The organism is Mycolicibacterium neoaurum (assembly GCF_036946495.1).
Classification (GTDB): Bacteria; Actinomycetota; Actinomycetes; order Mycobacteriales; family Mycobacteriaceae; genus Mycobacterium; species Mycobacterium neoaurum_B.
Genome location: NZ_JAQIIX010000002.1, coordinates 418,788 through 441,176, shown reverse-complemented (window position 1 = coordinate 441,176; position 22,389 = coordinate 418,788). Strand labels below are relative to the sequence as shown.

General features: G+C 68.6%; 19 protein-coding genes. 7 read left to right on the top strand and 12 right to left on the bottom strand.

Going from position 1 to position 22,389, the window contains the following annotated elements:
- Window positions 1–19 precede the first annotated feature (19 nt).
- Window positions 20–733: a siderophore-interacting protein gene (locus PGN27_RS07500; protein ID WP_335325586.1), complete on the top strand. Its 714-nt coding sequence runs from the start codon at window positions 20–22 to the stop codon at window positions 731–733.
- On the opposite strand, the gene PGN27_RS07495 is transcribed toward PGN27_RS07500, so the two are convergent.
- The 4 genes from PGN27_RS07495 to PGN27_RS07480 all read right to left on the bottom strand — a co-directional run bounded on the left by PGN27_RS07495 (window position 705) and on the right by PGN27_RS07480 (window position 4,637).
- Entirely contained in the window at window positions 705–1,298 is a 594-nt protein-coding gene (locus tag PGN27_RS07495) for a TetR/AcrR family transcriptional regulator (RefSeq protein ID WP_335325585.1), read from the bottom strand. The genes PGN27_RS07500 and PGN27_RS07495 overlap by 29 nt on opposite strands.
- The gene (locus PGN27_RS07490; protein WP_335325584.1) at window positions 1,289–2,521 is read right to left on the bottom strand and encodes a cytochrome P450; all 1,233 of its coding nucleotides are present in this window, start codon (window positions 2,519–2,521) and stop codon (window positions 1,289–1,291) included. The genes PGN27_RS07495 and PGN27_RS07490 overlap by 10 nt, the downstream gene beginning before the upstream one ends.
- A gap of 92 nt (window positions 2,522–2,613) precedes the next feature.
- Window positions 2,614–3,561 (bottom strand): ketopantoate reductase family protein, encoded by a 948-nt coding sequence (locus PGN27_RS07485; protein ID WP_335325583.1) that lies wholly within the window; start codon window positions 3,559–3,561, stop codon window positions 2,614–2,616.
- Entirely contained in the window at window positions 3,561–4,637 is a 1,077-nt protein-coding gene (locus PGN27_RS07480) for a hypothetical protein (RefSeq protein WP_335325582.1), read from the bottom strand. Before PGN27_RS07480 ends, PGN27_RS07485 begins: the two co-directional genes overlap by 1 nt.
- Before the next feature lie 162 nt (window positions 4,638–4,799).
- On the opposite strand from PGN27_RS07480, the gene PGN27_RS07475 reads away from it, so the two are divergent.
- The 3 genes from PGN27_RS07475 (at window position 4,800) to PGN27_RS07465 (ending at window position 9,972) form a co-directional block, all read left to right on the top strand.
- Window positions 4,800–5,582 carry a nitrilase-related carbon-nitrogen hydrolase gene (locus PGN27_RS07475; RefSeq protein ID WP_335325581.1) on the top strand — a complete coding sequence of 261 codons (783 nt, stop codon included), beginning with the start codon at window positions 4,800–4,802 and terminating at the stop codon, window positions 5,580–5,582.
- Window positions 5,583–5,677: 95 nt separating this feature from the next.
- Window positions 5,678–8,245 carry an ABC transporter ATP-binding protein/permease gene (locus tag PGN27_RS07470; RefSeq protein WP_335325580.1) on the top strand — a complete coding sequence of 856 codons (2,568 nt, stop codon included), beginning with the start codon at window positions 5,678–5,680 and terminating at the stop codon, window positions 8,243–8,245.
- Window positions 8,242–9,972, top strand: a complete 1,731-nt coding sequence (locus tag PGN27_RS07465; protein WP_335325579.1) for an ABC transporter ATP-binding protein — start codon at window positions 8,242–8,244, stop codon at window positions 9,970–9,972. The genes PGN27_RS07470 and PGN27_RS07465 overlap by 4 nt, the downstream gene beginning before the upstream one ends.
- Before the next feature lie 13 nt (window positions 9,973–9,985).
- On the opposite strand, the gene PGN27_RS07460 is transcribed toward PGN27_RS07465, so the two are convergent.
- The 3 genes from PGN27_RS07460 to tap all read right to left on the bottom strand — a co-directional run bounded on the left by PGN27_RS07460 (window position 9,986) and on the right by tap (window position 15,263).
- A complete protein-coding gene (locus tag PGN27_RS07460; RefSeq protein WP_335325578.1) occupies window positions 9,986–11,350 on the bottom strand; it encodes an FAD-binding oxidoreductase in 1,365 nt (454 codons plus the stop codon).
- Between the two features lie 9 nt (window positions 11,351–11,359).
- Window positions 11,360–13,963 carry an ATP-binding protein gene (locus tag PGN27_RS07455; RefSeq protein WP_335325577.1) on the bottom strand — a complete coding sequence of 868 codons (2,604 nt, stop codon included), beginning with the start codon at window positions 13,961–13,963 and terminating at the stop codon, window positions 11,360–11,362.
- A 64-nt stretch (window positions 13,964–14,027) separates the two neighbouring features.
- A complete protein-coding gene (gene tap, locus PGN27_RS07450; RefSeq protein ID WP_335325576.1) occupies window positions 14,028–15,263 on the bottom strand; it encodes a multidrug efflux MFS transporter Tap in 1,236 nt (411 codons plus the stop codon).
- Window positions 15,264–15,338: 75 nt separating this feature from the next.
- On the opposite strand from tap, the gene PGN27_RS07445 reads away from it, so the two are divergent.
- Together PGN27_RS07445 and PGN27_RS07440 are read left to right on the top strand one after the other, a co-directional pair.
- Window positions 15,339–16,193 carry a uracil-DNA glycosylase gene (locus PGN27_RS07445; protein ID WP_335325575.1) on the top strand — a complete coding sequence of 285 codons (855 nt, stop codon included), beginning with the start codon at window positions 15,339–15,341 and terminating at the stop codon, window positions 16,191–16,193.
- 7 nt (window positions 16,194–16,200) lie between these two features.
- A complete protein-coding gene (locus PGN27_RS07440; protein WP_335325574.1) occupies window positions 16,201–17,253 on the top strand; it encodes an LLM class flavin-dependent oxidoreductase in 1,053 nt (350 codons plus the stop codon).
- Here the strand turns inward: PGN27_RS07440 and PGN27_RS07435 are convergent.
- From PGN27_RS07435 to PGN27_RS07425, 3 genes are read right to left on the bottom strand one after another with little or no spacing between them, the layout of a single operon-like run.
- Window positions 17,250–17,693, bottom strand: a complete 444-nt coding sequence (locus PGN27_RS07435) for a nitroreductase family deazaflavin-dependent oxidoreductase (protein ID WP_418888646.1) — start codon at window positions 17,691–17,693, stop codon at window positions 17,250–17,252. The genes PGN27_RS07440 and PGN27_RS07435 overlap by 4 nt on opposite strands.
- A gap of 9 nt (window positions 17,694–17,702) precedes the next feature.
- Window positions 17,703–18,140: an HIT family protein gene (locus tag PGN27_RS07430; RefSeq protein ID WP_335325572.1), complete on the bottom strand. Its 438-nt coding sequence runs from the start codon at window positions 18,138–18,140 to the stop codon at window positions 17,703–17,705.
- A 38-nt stretch (window positions 18,141–18,178) separates the two neighbouring features.
- Window positions 18,179–18,667: a DNA-deoxyinosine glycosylase gene (locus PGN27_RS07425; RefSeq protein ID WP_335325571.1), complete on the bottom strand. Its 489-nt coding sequence runs from the start codon at window positions 18,665–18,667 to the stop codon at window positions 18,179–18,181.
- Between the two features lie 38 nt (window positions 18,668–18,705).
- Here PGN27_RS07425 and PGN27_RS07420 point away from each other — a divergent pair, with 38 nt between their 5' ends.
- On the top strand, window positions 18,706–19,836 hold the full coding sequence (locus PGN27_RS07420) for an adenylate/guanylate cyclase domain-containing protein (RefSeq protein WP_335325570.1): 1,131 nt from the start codon (window positions 18,706–18,708) through the stop codon (window positions 19,834–19,836).
- Here the strand turns inward: PGN27_RS07420 and PGN27_RS07415 are convergent.
- Together PGN27_RS07415 and PGN27_RS07410 are read right to left on the bottom strand one after the other, a co-directional pair.
- Window positions 19,833–22,079 (bottom strand): heavy metal translocating P-type ATPase, encoded by a 2,247-nt coding sequence (locus tag PGN27_RS07415; RefSeq protein ID WP_335325569.1) that lies wholly within the window; start codon window positions 22,077–22,079, stop codon window positions 19,833–19,835. The genes PGN27_RS07420 and PGN27_RS07415 overlap by 4 nt on opposite strands.
- 50 nt (window positions 22,080–22,129) lie before the next feature.
- Window positions 22,130–22,333 carry a cation transporter gene (locus PGN27_RS07410; RefSeq protein ID WP_335325568.1) on the bottom strand — a complete coding sequence of 68 codons (204 nt, stop codon included), beginning with the start codon at window positions 22,331–22,333 and terminating at the stop codon, window positions 22,130–22,132.
- Between the last annotated feature and the right edge of the window lie 56 nt (window positions 22,334–22,389).

Here is a 22,389-nt window from a genome sequence, read left to right as displayed (position 1 = left end):
CGTCGACTTAGGAGGGCTCATGATCGATCTCAAGCCGTCACGCGGTATTGAGGGCGTGCTGGTCAAGCTGTGGCGCGGCGGTGATTACGAGCTGACCGTCACCGGCCGCACCGATATCACCGAGAACTTCCTGCGGTTGCACTTCGCCGCACCCGAACTGCTCAGTGAGCAGTCCGTCCACCCGACGATGTGGGTCCGCGGTTGGTTTCCCGACGGCGCGCGTTCCCATCAACGCGGCTACACCCTGGTCAACCCGGACCCCGAAAAGGGCACCGTCGATATCGATTTCGCCATGCACGACGGTGTCGCAACCAGGTGGGCGCGCCATGCCGCAGTCGGTGACACGCTCGAGGTGACGGTGCTGGGAAGTGATTTCGCCATCCCGGAACCGGCGCCCGCGGGGTATGTCATCGTCGGGGATGCCGCCTCGTTGCCGGCGATCAATTCGTTGCTGGCGGCCATCGGTGACGCACCGGCGCAGGTCTTCCTCGAGTCGTCCCATGCCGATGATCGCGAGATTCCCACCGGCAGGGCCGATGTCACCTGGGTCGACCGGATCGACAACGGCGCCGAGTTGGTGCGCGTCGTCGCCGAGGCGGCCTTCGACGCTCCGGACCACTTCGGCTGGGTGGCCTGTGACAATCGCACCACCAGGGCGGTGGCCAAGGTGCTGCGCGAGGATTACAAGATCCCGCGAAAATCGGTCAAGGCGCGCGCGTACTGGGCTGCGTGAGGAAGCCGCCGACTGTCGGGGCGACGAACGTTTCCAACATGGCGCGTTCGTCGGCGTCATCGTGGCCGGGAAACTGCAGCAGTGAGATCAGCACCCGCACCAGCCAGCGGGCGCGCAGCGTGAGTCCGGCTTGATCATCGCCCATCGATATCAGAAAGGCCTCGGCCAGCGTACGGATCACCTCGGAGCGTTCGGCCATCTCTCCGCCGATCGGGCGGGCCGAATGAGCGAACCATGACGCCAGCGCCGGGCTGTTCCGCACGCGGTGCAATGCGCCCAGCGCGCCCTCGACCAGCCGCTGCCGTGGGTCGGTGATCGTGACGAGTTGTGCGCCGATCTCACCGAACAGTCGATGCGTTTCGCGGTGGACATAGGCGGTGTAGAGCGCATCGCGGCTCTCGAAGTAGCGGTACAGTGTGGCGCGCGAACAGCCTGCGGCGCGGGCGATCTCGTTCATTCCCACGGCGGCCGCGTCGTACTGGGTGAACAGTTCCTCGGCGGCATCGAGAATGCGTTCGGCGGCGGCCTCGGTCCGCCGGTCGGTCAGCCAATCGCTCATCGGCATACGGTGAACGGTACCGACAGTGGCCGCCGCACATAGCTGCCACCGGCCCACGTCACCTTATCCAGGTCGACCTCGAATTCCGGTATCCGGCGCAGCAATTCCTGCAGCGCGACCCGCGACTGCATCCGCGCGGCCGCGGCCCCCAGGCAGTGGTGCGCACCGTGGCTGAAGGTCAGGATGTTGCGCGGGCGGCGCCGGACATCGAGCTGCTCTGCGTCGGAACCATATTGGCGTTCGTCGTGATTACCCGAACCGTAGAGCAGCAGCACCTTGCGGCCGGCGGGAATCGTGGTGTCGCCCACCGTCGCATCGCAGGTCGTGGTGCGCGCCAACCCCTGTACCGGTGAGGTCAGCCGGAGGAACTCGTCGACCGCATCGTCGATCAGGTCCGGGTTTTCGACGAGCAACCGACGCTGGTCGGGGTGTCGGTGCAGCAGTTGCACCGAGCCGCCCAGCATTCCGGTCGTGGTGTCGTTCCCGCCGGTGACCATGGTGAAGGTGAACGCCAGGATGGACAGCACCCCGGCGATGTCCCCGTCGGCGCCGACACCGGCGGCCACCAGATGCGACACGGTGTCATCCGCCGGTTCGACCCGGCGTTTCTCGATCAGTGCGGTGAAGTAGGCCATCATCGCGCCCAGCGCGTCGCCCAGGCTTTCCAGTGCGCCGCCGATGCCCCCGTCGGCGGTGTTGGCGGCGACGATCGCGTCGGTCCAGCCGTCGAACTGACCGCGGTCCCCGTCGGGCACCCCGAGATAGTGCGCGACGACCATCGACGGCAGCGGTTTGAACAGCTCGGCGACGATGTCGCCGCCGCCATCGGCGCGCAACCTCTCGATACGGTCGACGACGAACTCGCGCACCTTGGGCTCCACCGCCTCCACCTGCCGCGGAGTGAAGCCGCGAGCCACCAACTTGCGGAATTCGGTGTGCACCGGCGGATCCTGCATGACCATCGGCGGATTGTCGGTCAGCCCGATCATCTCCAGCTCGCCGTAGTTGACCGTCAGGCCCTCGGCCGAGGAGAAGGTGCGGTGATCGCGGGCTGCGGCCCAGATGTCGGCGTGCCGGGACAGCACGTAGTAGTCGTGGCCGGGGTTGTCGGTGCGGACATGGTGCACCGGATCGTGGTCGCGCAGGGCCCGGTACATCGGCCACGGGTCGGGCCAGGTCTCGGCGGTCGCCAGTTGGAAGACCGCCTCGTAAGACATTTGTGCTGTCATGTCTCATGAGTACGACGGTTAAGCTCATATGTCAAGGGTGCCCTGGGAGACTCCGCTGGACGACTGTCGGTTGTGTTCCTGCGGCGGACGAATCAGTTCCGCGAAATTCTGCCGACCGCCCTTTCCAGACGCGGAGTGGCGATGCCGAGCTGTCGGGCCGTGCCCACGGCGTCGTCGAGGACGGCGCGGGGTTCTGCCGCGTTCGGGTCGGTATGGGCCGCCAGACTGACCTGCGCGATCTGAAAGCGTGCGGTCGCCCATGCCAACACGGCGGCAGTCAACCCGGGTAGCCGAAGCGGCAGCGTCGCGACGCGGTGTCTGCCGAGAGCGACCCCACGCTGATCGAGAGCCGGCAGCAACTCCCTGATGGTCATGAACGCCTGCCGCAGCGCACGGCGATCTCCCACCATGTTCGACAGGCTTCCGCTGTCGAGCGCCTGGGCGAACATTCCCGCGTCCGAGGCGAAGTGCAGCCACAACCATCCGCGCATGTCCTGCTCGCTCCGGATGGCGAATCCTGCTTGCTGAAAGGCCGCACGCACGTCCAGTTCTCGCGGGCCGGGTGATGGTGAGGCCGTCCCGAGTACGACCGACCGCATCAACGCACCGCGCAGCACGCCATCGCTTCCGAAGCCCCCACCGGCTTGCGGAAACCCGAACATCACCCGATCCGCGGGGAGCGGGGCAACCGCGGCGAGTGGTTCGTCCCATACATTGCCGAAAACCAGCACGGTTGCCTCCCCGATACGGGGAGCCAGGAACTCGGCAGCTTGTCCTAGGTGATGATGCCCGACGCTGAGGACGATGAGATCGAACCCGTCGCCCGGCTCGAGTGACTCACGCAGCCGCGTGCTGAAACTGCGATGAGACCGCCGACCCCATGGCACACGGCGCCCGTCGAGCAGTTCCATCGTGACCTCGCCGCCGTACTCGTTGGCGCGGCCCGGCCGGACGTAAAACTCGACATCGTGTCCGGCCGCGTCGAACGCGTAGCCGTAGATCGTCGCAATCACACCGCGGCCGAACATGAGGATCCGCATCAGGCGATCCGCACTGCTTCGGATACGGCGGGAACCGGGTCGTCGGGCAGGCATTGCGTCGGCCCCGCCGACGTCGACCGGAGGACCCGGCACGTCCGCTCGATCGTCACCGAGGCGGCCACGATCCCGGAGGTGGCCGCACCCCGCGTGCTCACCAGCATTTCGCGCCGCGACGGCACACCGACCCCGGTGAGCACCAGCACGACGGCGAACCCGTCATGGTCACCGGTGGTCGTGGTCAAGCTCTGATAAGCATTGTCCAACGAGACCAGACCGCCGAACGTGGCCTGCCCGCTCTTGACCAGTGCCGTCGCCAGCGAATCGCGCGCCTGATTCGACGAAACGTAGGCATGGCCGGGCAGCCACCCGGTGAACTCGACCCGCTCGATGGAGAACGCCCCACTCCAGACGAACCCGGTCGCCGTCTCGACCGGATCCGGCCCGAAGATCCGACCGTGATCGTTCTGGCGCAGGAAGAAATCATCGGAGTAGCTCAGCAGCACCCCGCCCGGCTGCTGGCCGTAGGTGACATCGTCGATGCGGCCCCCGAACCCGAAGCTGTGCAGCGGCTGGGCCGGAAATCCGGACGCGAACATCGCCTGGTTGAGCCGGCGCCCGGCCTGACCCGGCGTCGTCGAACGCGGATCGACGATGATCACGTTCACCGCCTCCAGCAGCGTCCGGCCGTCGTGTTGCTTACCGCCCCAGTCCGAGATCTGCCCCGCGGGTGTGAGCATCCACTTGCCGATATCGCCGTGCGCCGTGGACATCTCGTCGGTCGGTGCGGGCACGGTCGCCGGTTCGGCGCGCGCAGCGGCCTCGGCGAGCGGGTCGTCGTCATCGACCAGCGCTTGCGCACGCATCGCGACCCGGCCCGCGGGCGGGCGATCGGTGCCCACCGCGACGTCGCGGTCCCGGTGCTGCGGCGCGGAGATCGCTTCGGCATCGGACAGTCGTGCCGAACCCAGGTCGGACGCCGGCGTCGATTCGGTTGCTACGTCCTGCTGTGTTGCGGCCGGGCTCGGCTCGTCGGCATATGCGATCCCGACCCCGAACAGCAGGGCCGTGGCAGCCATCGCCGCGACGGCCCCGGCACGCCACACAAGATATGAAGGGTCGCCCCCGCGTACTGCCATCCCCGTCGCCTCCCCAGCGAAACACCCGTGCGCAGGAGCCTAACGGCGCACACCTGCCCGCACGGGCCGGTTCGGCGACACCGGATCGTGCAGACTGTCCAGATGGCCGACAGTGCTGACACCGTCCGGGTCGCGATCGCTCAACTCGACGTCGCCGCACGCAATATCGCGCGCAACAGCGCCCGGCTCAGCGCACTCGTACGCGAGCACGCCGACGCCGATCTGGTGGTGGTGCCCGAACTCGCGCTCACCGGGTACGAGATCGACGATCTCGAGGAGCTGGCCGCCCCGTCTCAGCAGGCACTGGCCGAGATCGCCGAGGCCTGCGCGGCGGCCGGCACCGCGTTCGTGGGTGGTTACCTTGAACCAGGTCCCGGCAAGCCCTACAACTCGATGGCCGCCATCGACGCTTCCGGTGCGTTGGTCGCCAACTACCGAAAGACGCACCTGTTCGACGCGGAGGCGCAGGCGTTCGCCTCCGGGGACCGGTTGGTCGTCGCGCGGCTCGGCGAGCTGCAGGTGGGCCTGGTGAACTGCTTCGACATGGAGTTTCCCGAGGTGGCCCGCACCCTGGCCGACCGCGGGGCGCAGCTGCTGGTGGTCAGCTCGGCCAATATGGACCCGCTGTACAACGACCACCTGGTCGCCGCACAGTCCCGCGCGCTGGAGAACCGGCTGCCGCTGGTCTACGCCAACCGCTGCGGTACCGAGATCGGACACCGATTCTGTGGCGGCAGCCGGGCGGTGGATCCCGATGGTCGGGTGGTGGCCGAGCTAGGGCGCGATGAGGGCGTGCTCACCGTCGACCTTCCACTGAGTAGCGCACTCGGCGGGCATGTGAATTATCTGCGGTTGCGCCGCCCGGAGCTCTACGGCACCCGTTGAGCGTGCGCAAGGTGCGCCGGAATCCGGCGGCGGGTAAGGCTAGCCTAAACTCCTGACAGATGCAGACCGGTGGCATCTGAGAAGGAGGCCCCGAGATGGCACGCGGATTGCAGGGCGTGATGATGCGCGGTTTCGGTGCGCGCGATCACCAGGTCACCGTGCTCGGATCCGAACGGTTGGCCCCGCACTGTGTGCGCATCCAGATGGTGTCCCCGACCATCTTCGAGGACTCGGCCACCGAGCCCACCTCCTGGCTGCGGTTCTGGTTCCCCGACCCGGACGGCACCGACACCGAATTCCAGCGTGCCTACACGATTTCGGAATCCGACCCGGCCACCGGCCGCTTCGCCATCGACGTGGTGCTGCATGAGCCGGCCGGCCCGGCATCCCGCTGGGCCGCCGACGTCACGCCCGGTGCCACGATCGCGGCGATGGTCATGGGATCCAAGGGTTTCTCGGTCCCCGAGGATCCGGTGGACCGGCCCGCCGGCTACCTGCTGATCGGCGACAGCGCCTCGCAGCCGGCCATCAACGGCATCATCGGCGCCATCCCACACGACATCCCCATCGAGGTGTACCTGGAACAGCACCACGGTGACGACCCGCTGATCCCCTTGGTCGAGCACCCGCGGTTGCGGGTCCACCGGGTGCCGCGGACCGATGCCGCCGCGGTGGCCGCCGCGATCGAGCGCCGCGACTGGTCCAACTGGTACGCCTGGGCCGGCCCCGAGGCCGGCACGCTCAAGGGACTGCGGACCCGGCTGCGCGACGAATTCGGCTTCCCCAAACAGGAGATCCACGCCCAGGCCTACTGGACCGAGGGCCGGGCCATGGGCACCAAGCGTGGTGACGAGCCCGCTGTCGAGACTCCCGCGGCGGCACCCGAGCCGGCGCACACACCACAGCCGGTCCCGACCGGTACCTGGCGGGCGCAGGCGGCGGGACGGCTGTTGGCACCGCTGAAGAAGACCATGATCATCTCCGGTGTCCTGCAGGCGCTGATCACTCTCGTGGAGCTGGCGCCGTTCGTGTTGCTGGTCGAGCTGGCCCGGCTGCTACTCGCAGGCGCCGACGCGGACCGGTTGTGGGACTTGGGTATTGCCGCGCTCGTGCTGTTGGGTACCGGCACCTTCCTGACCGCGGCGTTGGCGCTGTGGCTGCACCGGGTGGATGCGGCGTTCGCCAGGGACCTTCGCGGCAGGCTGTTGACCAAGCTCTCGCGGCTGCCGTTGGGTTGGTTCACCGCCCGCGGATCGGGATCGATCAAACAGCTCGTGCAGGACGACACATTGTCGCTGCACTACCTGATCACCCATGCCATTCCCGACGCGGTCGCCGCGGTCATCGCGCCCGTGGCCGTGCTGGTGTACCTGTTCGTCGTCGACTGGCGCATCGCGCTGGTGCTGTTCGGCCCGGTGCTGGTCTACCTGGTGTTGATGTCGGTGATGACCATCCAATCCGGCAACAAGATCACCCAGGCGCCCAAGTGGGCCGAACGGATGAGTGGCGAGGCCGGTGCCTACCTGGAGGGGCAGCCGGTCGTCCGCGTCTTCGGCGGTGCCGCGTCCTCGAGTTTCCGCAACCGGCTCGACGACTACATCGCGTTCCTCGTCGATTGGCAGCGCCCGTTCATCGGCAAGAAGACGCTGATGGACCTGGTGACCAGGCCGACGACGTTCCTGTGGCTGATCATGGCCGTCGGTACCCCGCTGGTCGTCGGCGGTGCGCTGGACCCCGTCGATCTGCTGCCGTTCCTGTTGCTGGGCACGACATTCGGCGCGCGGCTGCTGGGGATCGGCTACGGATTGGCCGGAATCCAGGGCGGTACGCTCGCCGCGCGCCGGGTGCAGAGCGTGCTCGACGAACCCGAGCTGGCCGTCCGCGCCGATCTCTCGACCGGCGCCGACGGCGCGGCACCGACGGTCGTCTTCGACCGGGTGAGCTTTGGTTACCGACCCGAAGTGCCGGTGATCAAAGACGTGTCGCTGACCCTGGCACCAGGGACGGTCACCGCCCTGGTCGGGCCGTCGGGTTCGGGCAAGTCCACACTCGCGGCGCTGCTGGCCCGGTTCCACGATGTCCAGCAGGGTGCTATCAGCGTCGGCGGTGCCGATATCCGCGCGCTGTCGGCCGACGAGCTGTACCGGCGGGTGGGGTTCGTGCTGCAAGATGCGCAGCTGGTGCACGGCAGCGTGGCCGACAACATCGCGCTCGCCGACCCGGACGCCGATATCGACCGGATCGTCGCCGCCGCCCGAGACGCCCGCATCCACGACCGCGTCGACGGCATGTCCGAGGGTTATGACACGGTGCTCGGCTCCGGTGCGGGGCTGTCCGGCGGCGAGCGGCAACGCCTCACCATCGCCCGTGCCATCCTGGCCGACACCCCGGTGCTGATCCTCGACGAGGCGACCGCCTTCGCCGACCCGGAGTCCGAATACCTTGTGCAGCAGGCCCTCAATCGGTTGACCAAGGATCGGACCGTCCTGGTCATCGCCCACCGGTTGCACACCATCACCCACGCCGACCAGATCGTGGTCCTCGATGACGGTGCGATCGCCGAGACCGGCACCCACGATCAGCTGCTGGCAGCCGACGGGCGGTACCGGTCGCTGTGGGAATCCGCGCACCGGATCGGTCCCACCGCGGAGGTCTCCCGATGATCCGCACGCTGTTGGCTCTGATACCCGCCGACCGGCGCCGCAAGGTCGGCTTGTACACCGCGCTGACCGTCGTCTCGGTGATGTTGCGGGCGGTCGGTGTGGTGCTGCTGGTACCGCTGATCGCCGCGTTGTTCAGCGCCACACCCGCGCACGCCTGGGCCTGGCTGGGATGGCTGACGGCACTGACCGTGGCCGGCTGGCTGGTCGACACCCGCACCGCGGCACTCGGATTCGATATCGGCTTCGCCGTGCTGGACAACACCCAGCACGATATGGCCGACCGGCTGCCGGATATCCGACTGGATTGGCTGTCCCAGGACAACACCGCGACCACCCGGGCGGCCATCGCGGCCACCGGGCCCGAATTGGTCGGCCTGGTGGTGAACCTGCTGACCCCGCTGATCGGTGCGGTGCTGCTACCTGCCGCGATATCGCTTGCCCTGCTGACGATCTCGGTGCCGCTCGGGCTGGCTGCACTGGCAGGCGTCGCGGTACTGCTCGGTGCCCTGTGGCTATCGGGACGGTTGACCCGCGGCGCCGATCGTCTGGCCGCTGAGGCCAACACCGCGTTCACCGAACGGATCATCGAGTTCGCCCGCACCCAACAGGCGTTGCGCGCCGCGCGTCGCGTCGAGCCGGCCCGCAGTCTGGTCGGCTCGGCGCTACAGGCCCAGCACGGCGCCGGCCTGCGGTTGCTCACCATGCAGGTTCCCGGACAGCTCCTGTTCAGCCTGGCCAGCCAACTCGCACTGATCGTGTTCGCCGCGGCCGCAACCGTTCTCACGATGCGCGGGGCCTTGACGGTGCCCGAGTCCGTCGCGCTCATCGTGGTCATCGCACGCTATCTGGAGCCGTTCACCGTCCTGAGCGAGCTGTCCGGGGCGCTGGAGTCCACCCGCGCCACGCTGGCCCGGATCCAGAAGGTGCTCGATGCCCCGACGCGCAGCGCGGGCACCGAGGTATTGCCCGGCGACCGCGCACCCCGCATCGAATTCGAGCGGGTGTCATTCGGTTACGGCGCAACGACGGTCTTGGGCGAGCTCAGCTTCACCCTCGAACCGGGTACCACGACCGCGATCGTCGGACCGTCCGGTTCCGGGAAGAGCACCATCCTCGGCCTGATCGCCGGACTGCACGAGCCCGGCAGCGGCCGCGTGCTGTTCGACGGACAGGATCTGGCTCAGCTCGACCCGGCGGCGCGTCGCGCGGCGATCAGCATGGTCTTCCAGCATCCCTACCTCTTCGACGGGTCGCTCCGCGAGAACATCCTGATCGGTGATCCGGACGCGGGGGAGCAGTCCTACCGTGCGGCAACCGCACTCGCGCGGGTCGACGAGCTCACCCGTCGATTGCCCGATGGTGATCGCACGGTGGTGGGAGAGGCCGGCTCGGCGCTGTCCGGTGGAGAGCGTCAGCGGGTGAGCATCGCTCGTGCTCTGCTCAAACCGGCGCCGGTGCTGCTCGTCGACGAGGCCACCAGTGCATTGGACACCGAGAACGAGGCCGCCGTCGTCGCGGCGTTGACCGCCGATCTACGCGACCGCACCCGGGTCATCGTCGCGCACCGGCTGGCCAGCATCCAGGGCGCCGACCGGGTGCTGTTCGTCGAGGACGGGCGGATCGTCGAGGACGGTGCCATCGACGAACTGCTCGCCGCAGATGGCCGGTTCGCGCGATTCTGGTCCGAGCAGAACGACGCGTCGGACTGGCAGATCGTCGGCCGCTGACTCGGCGTCTCGATCAGAGCCCGGTGCCGGGGTTGAGGATCCCGGCCGGGTCGAGGGCCGCCTTGATCCGGCGGTTGAGTTCCATCGCCTCGGGACCCAGGTAACCGGCCAACCACGGTTTCTTCAACCGGCCCACCCCATGCTCACCGGTGATGGTGCCGCCCAGCGACACCGCGAGGTCCATGATCTCACCGAACGCGATCTCGGCGCGGCGGGCCATATCGGTGTCGGCGGGGTCGAACACGATCAGCGGGTGGGTGTTGCCGTCACCGGCATGTGCGATCACCGAGATCAGCAGATCGTGCTGGGCGGCGATCTTCTCGATCCCGGCGACCAGATGCGACAGCGACGGTAACGGCACGCCCACATCCTCGAGCAGCAGCGATCCCTTGGCCTCCACCGCCGGGATCGCGTACCTGCGGGCCACCACGAACGCCTCGCCCTCTGCGGGATCCGATGTGGAGAACACCTCGGTGGCACCGGCCTCGGTGAACACCTCGGCCATGAACTCCGCGTCGGCGGCGCCGGCCGGACCGCGGTCATCGGAGGCGGCCACCATCATCGCCGCCGCGGTGCGGTCCAGCCCCATCTTGAGTTTGTCCTCGACGGCGTTGATGGCCGCGGCGTCCATGAATTCCAGCATCGACGGCCTGATCTTGCCGGTGATGGTGACGACGGCATCCGCGGCGGCCTCCACCGAAGCGAACGTCGCCACCACGGTGCATGCGGGGTGCTGTGGCGGCAGCAGCCGCAGCGTCACCTCGGTGATGATGCCGAGGGTGCCCTCGCTGCCCACGAACAGCTTCGTCAGGCTCAGTCCGGCAACATCTTTCAGGCGTGGGCCGCCGAGTCGCACCGCGGTCCCGTCGGCGAGGACCACCTGCAGGCCCAGCACGTAGTCGGTGGTGACACCGTATTTCACGCAGCACAGCCCGCCGGCGTTGGTCGCGATGTTCCCGCCGATGGTGCAGATCTCGAACGAGGACGGGTCCGGTGGGTACCAGAGGCCGTGCTCGGCGACGACCTTCTTCACCTCCGCGTTGAGCAGTCCCGGCTGCACCACGGCCGTGCGCGTCGCGGTGTCGACGGTGATATCACGCATCCGTTCGGTGGACAGCACGATGCTGCCGTCCTGCGCGGTCGCACCGCCGGACAAGCCGGTGCCCGCGCCGCGCGGGATCACCGCCACCGTATTCGCGGCGGCCCACCGGACGATGGTCTGCACATCCTCGGTGCCGCGGGGGCGGACCACCGCCAGCGCGGTACCCGCATCGGGATCGGCGGCGCGGTCCTGGCGGTAGGACGCGACGATATCGGGGTCGGTGACGACGGTGCCCTCGGGCAATGCGGCGATCAGGCCGTCCAGCGCGGAACTCACCTCATGAGTCTATGGGCGGCGCCGACGCAGCAGTTCGGCCAGCTCTTCGCGGGTCGTCGTGCCGGTCTTGTTCATCGCCCGGTAGATGTGGCCCTCGACGGTCCTGATCGACAGGCTGAGCCGGTCGGCGATATCGCGGTTGCTCGGCATCGGTGTCACTGCCGCGAGCACGGCGACCACCTCGCGCTCCCGGCCGGTCAGCGGTATCTCCTCGCTGGCCGACTCCTTGGTCGGGGTGCGCACGCCGCACTCGGCCGCCAGCGCGTCGGCCCGCGTCGAACAGGTCAGACCCGATCCTCGCTTACCCTGATTGCGGAAGATCGTGGCCGCGTGGGCGGCGGCATCGAGCGCGGCGACGCGGTCGCCGATCTTCTCGAATTCCTCTGACACCGCGCACAGTTCGGCCGCATCGCCGGCGCGCAGTGCGGTGGCGAACCGGGCGGCCAGGTCGGCCCGCGGGCCTTCCACCAGGTGGCACAGTTCGGTCAGCCGATCGACATGGCCGCGGTCGCCGAACTGGGTGGCCAGCTGTCGACACCACACCTCGGCGGCGAACCTGTGCTCGGCGCCGGCCTCGTGGGCGGCGGTCGACAGTGCCGCGGTGGCCTGGCTGATCCAGCCGCGCGCTGCCGCCACCCAGGCGCGCGCCACGGCACGCTCGTAACGCAAGGGACGGAAGGGGCGGTCCAGCGCATCGAGCCGATCGAGGATGGCCTCGGCATCATCGGCGGCACCCCGCATGGCCAACGCTGTCGCATGGGCGATGCCGTAACGGAAACCCCACCCCTTCTCGTGTCCGGCCATCACCGTGGCGATCTGGCGGAAAAGCGCTGTCGCCCCGGTGATGTCACCGTGCGCCAGCGCGGCGCGGGCGGCTATCGCCGGTCCGAGGGAGTGGGCGGTGCCGGGTAGGTCGGTGGCCTCGGACGCGACCCGTTCGGCCACCTGACCGGCATCCTCGATGCGGCCGGCGAGCATCAGGGCGGTCAGTTCGGAGTCGGCCAGGTTGAACCTGATGTGCGGTGTATCGAAGGCGCCGTGCACCGCCGTCCGGTAGCCCAGCGCAACGAGCTCGCAGGCTGAGGTCGTGCGGCCGGCATCGGCGGCGATGGTGGCCAGGGCCCATGCGGTCTCCCCGCGCAGCGCTTCCGGCAGGGAGTCCAGGTCGACCGATGCGGCGACCCGCTCGGCGTCATCGGGTCGGTCCATCGCGAACCAGTACACGGTGCGGAAGGCGTCCAGCCACTGCCTGCCCGCCGCGTCGAGGTCGGCGGCGACCGTGTCGGTGTGCGCCTTGGCTTCGTCCGGTCGGTGCAGTGCCCAGAGCAGGTTGGAGGCGCGCAGGTGCGCGAAGCCGGCGCGTTCGGTGTCCGACAGCGCCGCGGTGTCCAGCGCCGCCAGGATGTCCTCGGCTTCCTGGCCACGGAACAGCCAGGACAACGCGTGCGCTCGTAGGTAGGTGGCCTCCGGGCCAGCACCGGCCTGTTGGGCGGCCGCCGCGAGCCGCTCGGCCAGCGCGAGGTCGGCAAGCCTGATGGCACCGCGGGTGGCCCGCACCAGCAGGTCGGGATCGGGGGCCAGGTCCGAGTCGATCAGCAGGGTGGCGCGCCGGACGGTCGCCCGCAGATCGTCGGCCTGGTTGCGCGTCGTCAGCTCGGTGGCGATCCGGCCGCGTAACCGGCGCAGGGTGGCCGCCGGGCAACGGTTGCGTCGCAATTCGCCGTAGAGCGGGTGGGCGATTCGGGCCTGCACGCCTTCGGCGGTGTCCTGTAGCACCACCAGTTCGCGGACGTTGGCTGCCTCGACCGCGTCCACGGAGGTGACCCGCTGCAGGACGGCGAGGTCGAGCGGTTCGGCGACCGCGAGTGCGTCGATGGCCTCCCCGACCGACGGTTCGAGATCACGGAACCGTGATTCGATGAGCTCGACCAGCCCGGTCGGCAGGACCGGGCGCCCCAGCCACTGCCAGCGGTCATCGCGAAACACCAGTCTGCCCTCGGCGAGTTCATGCTCGACGATATTGCGGAGATAGAGCGCGTTTCCCTGGGTCAGATCCCAAAGCCGTTGCGCCGCGAACTCATCGACGGGTCCGTCCAGCACCGCCGTGAGCAGTGCCGAACTGTCGGGCTGGCGCAGCGGACGTAGCTCCAACCGATCGAAGGGATGGTCCTTCCATATCTCGCGGACGGTGTCGGGGACCGGTTCGCCGTCGCGTACGGTCAGCGCCACGCGGCCGGTGCCCCGCTGCACGATCTGATGCAGCACGAAGGCGGAGAGATCGTCGAGCAGATGGGCATCGTCGACGCCGATGACTGCCGGCGCACCGGTCGCGGTCGCGGTCACCGCGTCGATGACGCCGCGCACCAACTGCAGCCGGTCACCATCGGGGTCGGGCGCCCATGCGGCAAAGGCGCCCAGCGGCAGGGTGCGCGCCGCGGTGGTGCCGACGATCCACCGTGCCGAGCTACCGTTCAGCGCATCCCGCGTGAGCCGGCTCTTGCCGACGCCGGCCGGTCCGGACACCACGATGCCGCGCAGTTCCGGTGACGTGACGGCCTGGCGGATTGTCTGGATCTCCGCTGCTCGTCCCACCAGTGGCCACTTCAACCGCACCCGCAAAGCCTAGTCGGCGATCGATATCGCGCACTGCGGCAGTTCCGGTTGGGGCGCGGACGCGCTACCGGTCGACGCCCCGGTCGCGGTCGAGGTCGCGCAGCGTGGGCAACCCGATGGCCACCAGACCGATCAGCAACATCGGTATCGACAGCGCGAGGAAGGTGGCGTGCAGCCCCGCGGAATCGGCCAGCGGACCCGCCAGCAACAACCCCAGCGGTCCTGCGGCGTAAGCCAGCGAACCCATCACCCCGACCACCCGGCCCCGCAGATGGGTCGGCGCATTGGTCTGCATGACGTAGTTGTAGATCGGTTGGATCGGTCCGTAGACGAAGCCGACGATCACCGAGAGCCCGAGGATCAATGGCAGCGGTGGCAGGAACGCGATGATCGTCATGGCCACGCCCAGGGTGATGACGGCGATCAGCATGGTGGTGCGCCGCTTCATGTACTTCGACAGCACCGCATAACTGAGCGCGCCGACCAGGCCACCGATCGACAGTGCCATCAGCACCCAGCCCAGGTGGGCGGGCTCGTTGCGGTCGGTGAAGTACTTCGGGAACAGCACCGCTTCCATGGGCATGTACAGGCCGGTCACCGCGAGGTCGATCAGCGCCAGGGTGCGCAACACCTTGAGGTTCCAGACGAACCGCAGGCCCTCGAGCACGCCGGCCCAGACCTGTTCGGGCAACTCGGACCGATCCGGCGGCCCGACGCCGTCGAGACGTAGCACCGAGATGGCCAGGATCGACGCGCCGAACGCGGCCGCGGTCACCCACATCGTCTCGATACCGCCGATGGTGGCGATCAGCATGCCGCCGATGCCGGGGCCCACGATGTAGGCCAGGTTGAAGACCGCCTCGTAGACACCGTTAGCATGATCAAGGGTCCACCGGGCGCGGGTCGCGGCCTCGGGCAACATGGTCTCGCGGGCGGTCATCCCCGCCGGGTCGAAGGCCGCGCCGAGCGCCGCGAGCGTGGCCAGCACCGCGACGTTGACCGCGTCCACCCCGAACAACAATGAGATCACCGGTACGGCGGCCACCGACAGCCCCGACAGCGCATCGGAGATCATCGAGACCCGGCGGCGGCCGATGTAGTCCACCGCCGCACCCGCGATGACCGTCGAGGCCAGCAGTGGCAGGGTCCCGGCCATCGCGACCAGTGATGCCTCCCAGGCCGAGCCGTTGCGCTGCAACACCAGCCACGGGAACGCGACCATGGAGATGCCGTTGCCCGCACCGGCCGCGCATGCGGCGAACAGGATGAGGTACGCCGGGCCTCGGCTGCGGGTCTGCATGGTTATCGCGGCGAATCTAGCAGCGGTATCGGCGTCCCGGCGACCGATTTACCGGCTCCCGGGCAGGATGGATCCGTGCCTGGAACAGAGCAGAAACTCCCGCATCCGCGCACCGGGCAACCCTTCTCCTCGCCGGTGCCCCCCGGCTCGGGCTGGCCGGGGGATCCCGCCAAGCGCAGCACACCGGTGGCTCTCGACGCAGCCGATGTCGAGGTGCTCGCCGCCGGGGCGCGTTCACTACCGGTGCTGGACGCCGAGGTCAGTGTCTGCCGGGCATGTCCACGCCTGGTCACGTGGCGAGAGGACGTCGCGGTGCAGAAGCGGCGCGCGTTCGCCGACCAGCCGTACTGGGGCAGGCCGATCCCCGGTTGGGGTGCGCGCCGCCCGCGGGTGCTGATCGTCGGATTGGCCCCGGCCGCACACGGCGCCAATCGCACCGGCCGGGTCTTCACCGGGGACCGCTCCGGCGATCAGCTCTTCGCCGCGTTGTTCCGCGCCGGACTGGTCAGCGCCGGGGTCAGCGTCGACGCCGCCGATGGGCTGAGCAGCGAGGTGGTCCGGATCGTCGCGCCGGTGCGCTGCGCGCCCCCGGCCAACAAGCCGACCCCGGACGAGCGGACCACATGTGCGCCGTGGCTCACGGCCGAATGGCAGCGGGTCAGACCATCGGTGCGGGTGGTGGTGGCTCTCGGCGGATTCGCCTGGCAGGTGGCGGCCGGATTGGTGGCCGACGAGCTCGCCGCGGGGCCGAAGCCGGTGTTCGGCCACGGTGTGCAGGCGCCATTGACCTCCGGCGCGGTGCTGTTGGGCTGTTATCACCCCAGCCAACAGAACATGTTCACCGGCCGGCTCACGCCGGCGATGCTCGACGATGTCTTCACCACCGCGGCCGAGCTCGCCGGGAACGAAACCCGACCGCGGCGACGTTGAACCATTAATGCGTCTATCTGTCCTGGACCTCGTACCTGTCCGCACCGATCAGAGCACCGCCGACGCGGTGGCGGCGACCGTGCAGGTCGCGCAGACCGCCGACCGGTTGGGCTTCACCCGTTACTGGGTGGCCGAACACCACAACATGCCTGCCGTGGCGGCGACCAGCCCGCCGGTGCTGCTGGCCTATCTGGCCAACCAGACCGAGCGGATCCGGCTCGGCTCTGGTGGGGTGATGTTGCCCAACCATGCGCCGCTGGCGGTCGCCGAACAGTTCGCCCTGCTGGAGGCGATGGCCCCCGGCCGTGTCGACCTGGGTATCGGCCGGGCGCCGGGATCCGATCCGGTGACGTCGATGGCGCTGCGCGGGCCGCGTGCCGCCAACGACGAGGACATCGAGCGGTTTCCCGAGTACCTCGACCATGTCGCGGCCCTGATGAGCACCGGTGGTGCGCGGGTGGGACTGTCGCGGGGGATGCTGGCCCAGCAGGACTACACCCTCAAGGCGACGCCGGCGGCGGTGGGCGAGTGCACGTTGTGGCTGCTGGGATCCTCGATGTACTCGGCGCATCTGGCCGCCGCCAAGGGCCTGCCGTACGTATTCGCCAACCACTTCTCCGGACAGGGCACTGCCGAGGCGCTGGCCACCTATCGTGCCGAATTCCGGCCCAGCCCTGAGCTTTCCGCGCCGCGGACCTTCCTGACCGTCAATGCGTCGGTGGCCGACACCGCTGAGGAGGCGCACCGGTTGTTGCTGCCGAATCTGCAGATGATGGGCCGGTTGCGCACCGGTCGTCCGCTCGGGCCGCTGGATCTGGTGGAGGACGCCGAAGCCACCTCGGTATCGGCGCAGGAGCAGTTGATCATCGACTCGTCGGTGGCGCGCACCGTCGTCGGTGATCCCGCCGGCGCGGCCGATCAGATGCGGGCGCTGGCAGCGGAATTCGACGTCGACGAGGTGATGGTGAATCCCGTCGCCTCGGCATTCGCCGGCACCGCGGCAGGCACGGCGCCGGCCCGCGAGCGCACGTTGGAGCTGCTGGCCAAGGAGCTGCTCTAGGGGCTCAACACGATCACCGGGATGGGCCGCGATGTGCGTTTCTGGTATCCGATGTAGCGGTCCTTGTTCCCGCGCATGTCGTTGACGATCCGCCACAGCCGGTCGAAATCTGGGTCGCCGGGGAACACGGCCCTGGCCGTCACCGGGATGCGCCGCGGACCGATGTTGATCTCGACCTGCGGGTTGGCCTTCAGGTTGTGATACCAGCCGGGCGCCTTGGGTTCTCCGCCCTTGGAGGCCACCACCAGGTAGTCCTCGCCGTCGCGGGCATAGGTCAGCGCGTTCGCTCGGGCCAGTCCGGTCTTGGCGCCGACGGTGTGCAGGATCAGGGCCTTCGGGCCGAACGGGATCGTGTGGCCGATCCGGCCGTCGGTGGCCTTGTACAGCTTGTCGTGCAATAACAGCAGCGGAAGGCCGATGTATCGCTCCCAGGGCGGCATGCTCATGGGTCAATCCTGCTCGGCTGTGTCGAGTTCTGCCAGTGCGGTGCGCAGCAGGCGCCCGGACTCCTCGCGGTCGGGATCCCGGCGCACCAGCATGCCCTTGGCGAAACTCAGTTTGTCGCCGGTGCGGCGCGGCACGACATGCAGGTGGATGTGGAACACCGTCTGGAAAGCCGCCTTGCCGTCGTTGATGGCGATGTTGTTGCCGTCGGCATGCAGCCCGGAGCGCCTGGCCGCACGGGCGATGCGCTGGCCCAGTGCGGCCATCGCCGCGACGGTGTCCGGCGCGGTGTCGGTCAGGTCGACGCTGTGGGTCTTGGGGATCACCAGGGTGTGGCCGCGGGTGAAGGGCCGGATGTCGAGGATCGCCAGCAGGTCGTCATCCTCGTGGATGCGGATGGCGGGCGCCTCACCGGCGACGATGGCGCAGAACACACAGGACATGCCAGACACGGTATCGGCCGGTCCCGGCCGTCCCGTATTCAGCCGAGCGCGTCCCGCCAGTGCCGCAACTTCTCGGCATAACCCATCGTGTGCGCCGGGCTGGTGGACGGTAATTGCACGATCGGCAGATCCGGCGCGTCGGTGACCAGCCGGCGATAGTTGCGTTCGGCGGCCTTGCCGTTGAATACCAGCCGACAGATGCCGGGGTGCTCGCTCAGCAGCGCGCCGATATCGTTGGCGACCATGCTGGCCGGCTCGATGGCGGAGTCGAGGCTGCCGACCCGTCGGCACGACTTCAGCACATCCCACACCGCCACCCCGTGGCCGGTCAGGGCCGCCACGCGCTGCGGATACGGAGCAGCAGGGTCGAGACCGTAGATGTCGGCGCAGATCCGCCAGAAGGCGTTGCGCGGATTGCCGTAGTACTGCCGGTGCTCCAGGGATAGCACGCTGGGCATGTTCCCCAACACCAGGACGGTGGGGTGCGCGCCGATGATCGGCGCCAGGCCGTTCAGCACATCGCTCACCGCCCCGATCTTGCCCGCCGCCGGTATAGGTTGAGCCGGTGGGTAGCGACTCCGATATCGATTTCGACATCGAGGCCTCCGGCCTGCTCGACGGGTTGACCGGCCAGGCCCGTACCGACCGGGCCGAACTGATCCCGTGGTTGCTGGACCAGGGCGTGACCGTCGAACAGATTCGCGACTGCGACGAACCGGTCCTGTTGGCGTCACGACGGATTCTGGGCGATGACGGCGATTATGTGTCCGCCCGCGAGATCAGCGAGAGCACCGGTATCGACTTGGAGCTGTTGCAGCGCATCCAGCGGGCGCTGGGCCTGCCGCGGGTCGATGATGTCGATGAGCCTGCCCACCTACGCGTGGACGGCGAGATTGCGCGCTATGCAAAGCAATTCGCCGATCTGGGTATCGACGAGGACAATATCGTCCTGGTTGTCCGGGCGCTTGCCGACGGATTGTCCAAGACTGCCGAGGCGATGCGCTTCACCTCGATGGCAGCGGTCATGGCTCCCGGGGTCAGCGAGCTGGATGTCGCGGTGGCGTCCGAAGCGCTGCTGCGACAGGTCAACCCGCTGCTCGGCCCGCTGATCGAGGACATGCTGCGCCTGGAGCTGCGCCGCACCATGGAGACCGATGCGGTGACCGCGGGCGAGCGTGCGGAGGGGCGGCCGCTGCCGGGTGCCCGGGAGGTCACGATCGCGTTCGCCGATCTGGTGGGCTTCACCAAGCTGGGCGAGGCGGTGCCGCCCGAGGAACTCGAAGGCCTGGCCAACCGGCTGGTGCAGGCCACCCATGACGTGGTTGCGCCGCCGGTGCGATTCGTCAAGTCCATCGGTGATGCGGTGATGCTGGTCAGTCCGGAACCGGTGGCCTTGTTGACGGCGGTGCTGGCGCTGCTGGAAGCCGCCGGCGCCGATGACGACTTCCCGAGACTGCGGGTGGGTTTGGCCTCGGGGATGGCGGTCAACCGGGCCGGTGACTGGTTCGGCAGTCCGGTCAATCTGGCCAGCCGGGTCACCGGTGCGGCGCGGCCCGGCGCGGTCCTGGTGACCGAGGCGGTGCACGATGCGATCGGTGAGGACGCCGGCATCGAGTGGTCCTTCGCGGGAGCCAAGCGGCTCAAGGGCATCAAGGACGAGGTCAAGCTGTTCCGTGCGCGCTACGGCTCGGGTTAGCCCATCCGATTGCCCGCGGTCTTCGTGCTCGGCGAGAACCGGCGCAGCCGTAGGCTGTTGGTCACCACGAAGACCGAACTGAAGGCCATCGCCGCGCCGGCGATCAGCGGGTTGAGTAGCCCGACCGCTGCCAGCGGGAGCGCCGCGACGTTGTAGGCGAACGCCCAGAACAGGTTGCCCTTGATGGTGCCCAGCGTGGCGCGGGACAACCGGATGGCGTCGACGGCGGCGCGCAGATCACCGCGCACCAGGGTCAGATCCGATGCCTCGATGGCCACATCGGTGCCGGTACCCATCGCCAATCCGAGGTCGGCGGTGGCCAGCGCGGGTGCATCGTTGACACCGTCGCCCACCATGGCGACGACACGGCCCTGGGACTGCAGCTCGGTGATGACGTCGACCTTGCCTGCGGGCAGGACCTCGGCGACCACACGTTCGATACTTAGCTGCTCGGCAACCGATTCCGCGGCGCGGCGGTTGTCTCCGGTCAGCAAGATCGGGGTCAGACCGAGCTCGCGAAATCCGGAAATGGCCTCGGCGGCAGTGTCCTTGATCGTGTCTGCCACCACGATGACGGCGCGGATCTGTCCGTCGGCGGCGAACCAGATCGGGGTATGTCCTTGGGCGGCAGCGTCATCGGCGAGCTGCGCCAGACCCTGCGGTGCCTCCAGTGACCAGTCCGCACGAAGCCAGCTGATCCGGCCCGCGGCCACCGCCCGGTTCTCGACCACCCCGGTGACGCCGAGGCCACCGTGATTGGTGAACTCCTCGACCGCGGGCAGCGGGCCGCGCTGGGCCGCGTATTCGCTCACGGCGCGCGCGATGGGATGTTCGGAGCCGCGCTCCAGCGCACCGACCGATCTGAGGATCTCGTCGGGGTTCTCACCGTCGGCGACGTGCACGACGACCACCGACATCCGGCCGGTGGTCACGGTTCCGGTCTTGTCCAGGACGACGGTGTCCACCCGGCGGGTGGATTCCAGGATCTGCGGTCCCTTGATCAGTATGCCCAACTGGGCTCCGCGGCCCGTGCCGACCAGCAGCGCGGTCGGGGTGGCCAGGCCGAGGGCGCATGGGCAGGCGATGATCAGCACGGCAACCGCCGCGGTGAAGGCGGCGGCCGGTGCACCACCGGCCAACAACCAGCCCACCAGGGTGGCCAGCGACAGCACGAGCACGATCGGGACGAAGACCGCCGACACCCTATCGGCCAGCCGCTGGACATCGGCCTTGCCGCTCTGGGCATCGGTGACCAACCGGGTCATCTGCGCCAATTGGGTATCGGCACCGACGTGGGTGGCGCGCACCTCCAGGCGCCCGGACACGTTCACGCATGCACCGACCACCGAGTCGCCGACGGCGACCTCGAACGGCACCGACTCACCGGTGAGCATCGACGCGTCGACGGCCGAGTTGCCTGCGGTGACCACACCGTCGGTGGCGATCTTCTCGCCGGGGCGTACCACGAAGGTGTCCCCGACGGCGAGTTGCGCGATGGGGATGCGGATTTCACCGCTGTCCCGCAGCACGGCCACATCCTTGGCACCCATGTGCAGCAGTGCCCGCAACGCGGCGCCGGACTGTCGTTTGGCCCGCGCCTCGAAGTATCGCCCGGCCAGCAGGAAGGTCGTCACGGCGGCGGCGACCTCGAGGTAGAGATGCGGTTCGTTGCTGCGCGAGATGAATTCGAACGGCATCTTCATACCTGGCATGCCGGCGTGGGTGAAGAACAGTGCCCACACCGACCAGAGGTAGGCCGCGGTGACGCCCACCGAGATGAGCGTGTCCATGGTGGCCGCCCCGTGGCGCAGGTTGGTCCAGGCGGCCCGGTGGAACGGCCAGGCGCCCCATACCACCACCGGGGAGGCCAGGGTGAGGGTCAGCCATTGCCAGTTGTCGAACTGCAGTACCGGGATCATCGACAGGGCGACCACCGGCAGGGACAGCGCCGCCGAGATCAGCAGTCGCTGTCGCCAGGCTGCGGACTCATCGTGTTCGGTTGCAATGCCGCCGGTTTCGCCGTCTTCGCTCCGGGCGGCGGGCACTGCGGCGGTGTAGCCGGTGGCCTCGACGGCGGCGACGAGATCCTCCGGCGTGACGGTGTCGGGGTAGTCCACCCGTGCCTGTTCGGTGGCGAAGTTGACGCTGGCCTCCACACCATCGATCCGGTTGAGCCGCTTTTCTATCCGGGCCGCACATGATGCGCAGGTCATGCCGCCGACGTCGAGGGTGACGGTACTCATCTCGCCTCCGTTTCTCTGGGGCTGTGGTGTGGCTTGCCGGCCCGGTCGGTTCAGGCCGGTACGGCCACGTCGTAACCGGCGTCCTCGATGGCGGCCGCGAGGGATTCGGTCGCCGCGCTGCCCGCCACCTTGACGGTGCCGGCCTTCAGATCGACATCGACCGAGGTCACACCCTCGACGGCGGTGAGCGCGGCGGTGATGGACTTTACGCAGTGGCCACAGGTCATACCGTGGACGTTGAGGACGATGTTCATGCCGCCATGATATACCGGTAGGGGGTATGGGTAAACGTCTACGTCCACGTCTGTAG

What these genes read in the sequence shown, in the direction of transcription:
- PGN27_RS07500 (WP_335325586.1), top strand. Translation starts at nt 20, where the DNA reads ATGATCGATCTCAAGCCGTCACGCGGTATTGAGGGCGTGCTGGTCAAG.
- PGN27_RS07495 (WP_335325585.1), bottom strand. Translation starts at nt 1,298, where the DNA reads ATGCCGATGAGCGATTGGCTGACCGACCGGCGGACCGAGGCCGCCGCC.
- PGN27_RS07490 (WP_335325584.1), bottom strand. Translation starts at nt 2,521, where the DNA reads ATGACAGCACAAATGTCTTACGAGGCGGTCTTCCAACTGGCGACCGCC.
- PGN27_RS07485 (WP_335325583.1), bottom strand. Translation starts at nt 3,561, where the DNA reads ATGCGGATCCTCATGTTCGGCCGCGGTGTGATTGCGACGATCTACGGC.
- PGN27_RS07480 (WP_335325582.1), bottom strand. Translation starts at nt 4,637, where the DNA reads ATGGCTGCCACGGCCCTGCTGTTCGGGGTCGGGATCGCATATGCCGAC.
- PGN27_RS07475 (WP_335325581.1), top strand. Translation starts at nt 4,800, where the DNA reads ATGGCCGACAGTGCTGACACCGTCCGGGTCGCGATCGCTCAACTCGAC.
- PGN27_RS07470 (WP_335325580.1), top strand. Translation starts at nt 5,678, where the DNA reads ATGGCACGCGGATTGCAGGGCGTGATGATGCGCGGTTTCGGTGCGCGC.
- PGN27_RS07465 (WP_335325579.1), top strand. Translation starts at nt 8,242, where the DNA reads ATGATCCGCACGCTGTTGGCTCTGATACCCGCCGACCGGCGCCGCAAG.
- tap (WP_335325576.1), bottom strand. Translation starts at nt 15,263, where the DNA reads ATGCAGACCCGCAGCCGAGGCCCGGCGTACCTCATCCTGTTCGCCGCA.
- PGN27_RS07440 (WP_335325574.1), top strand. Translation starts at nt 16,201, where the DNA reads ATGCGTCTATCTGTCCTGGACCTCGTACCTGTCCGCACCGATCAGAGC.
- PGN27_RS07435 (WP_418888646.1), bottom strand. Translation starts at nt 17,693, where the DNA reads ATGCCGCCCTGGGAGCGATACATCGGCCTTCCGCTGCTGTTATTGCAC.
- PGN27_RS07430 (WP_335325572.1), bottom strand. Translation starts at nt 18,140, where the DNA reads ATGTCCTGTGTGTTCTGCGCCATCGTCGCCGGTGAGGCGCCCGCCATC.
- PGN27_RS07415 (WP_335325569.1), bottom strand. Translation starts at nt 22,079, where the DNA reads ATGAGTACCGTCACCCTCGACGTCGGCGGCATGACCTGCGCATCATGT.
- PGN27_RS07410 (WP_335325568.1), bottom strand. Translation starts at nt 22,333, where the DNA reads ATGAACATCGTCCTCAACGTCCACGGTATGACCTGTGGCCACTGCGTA.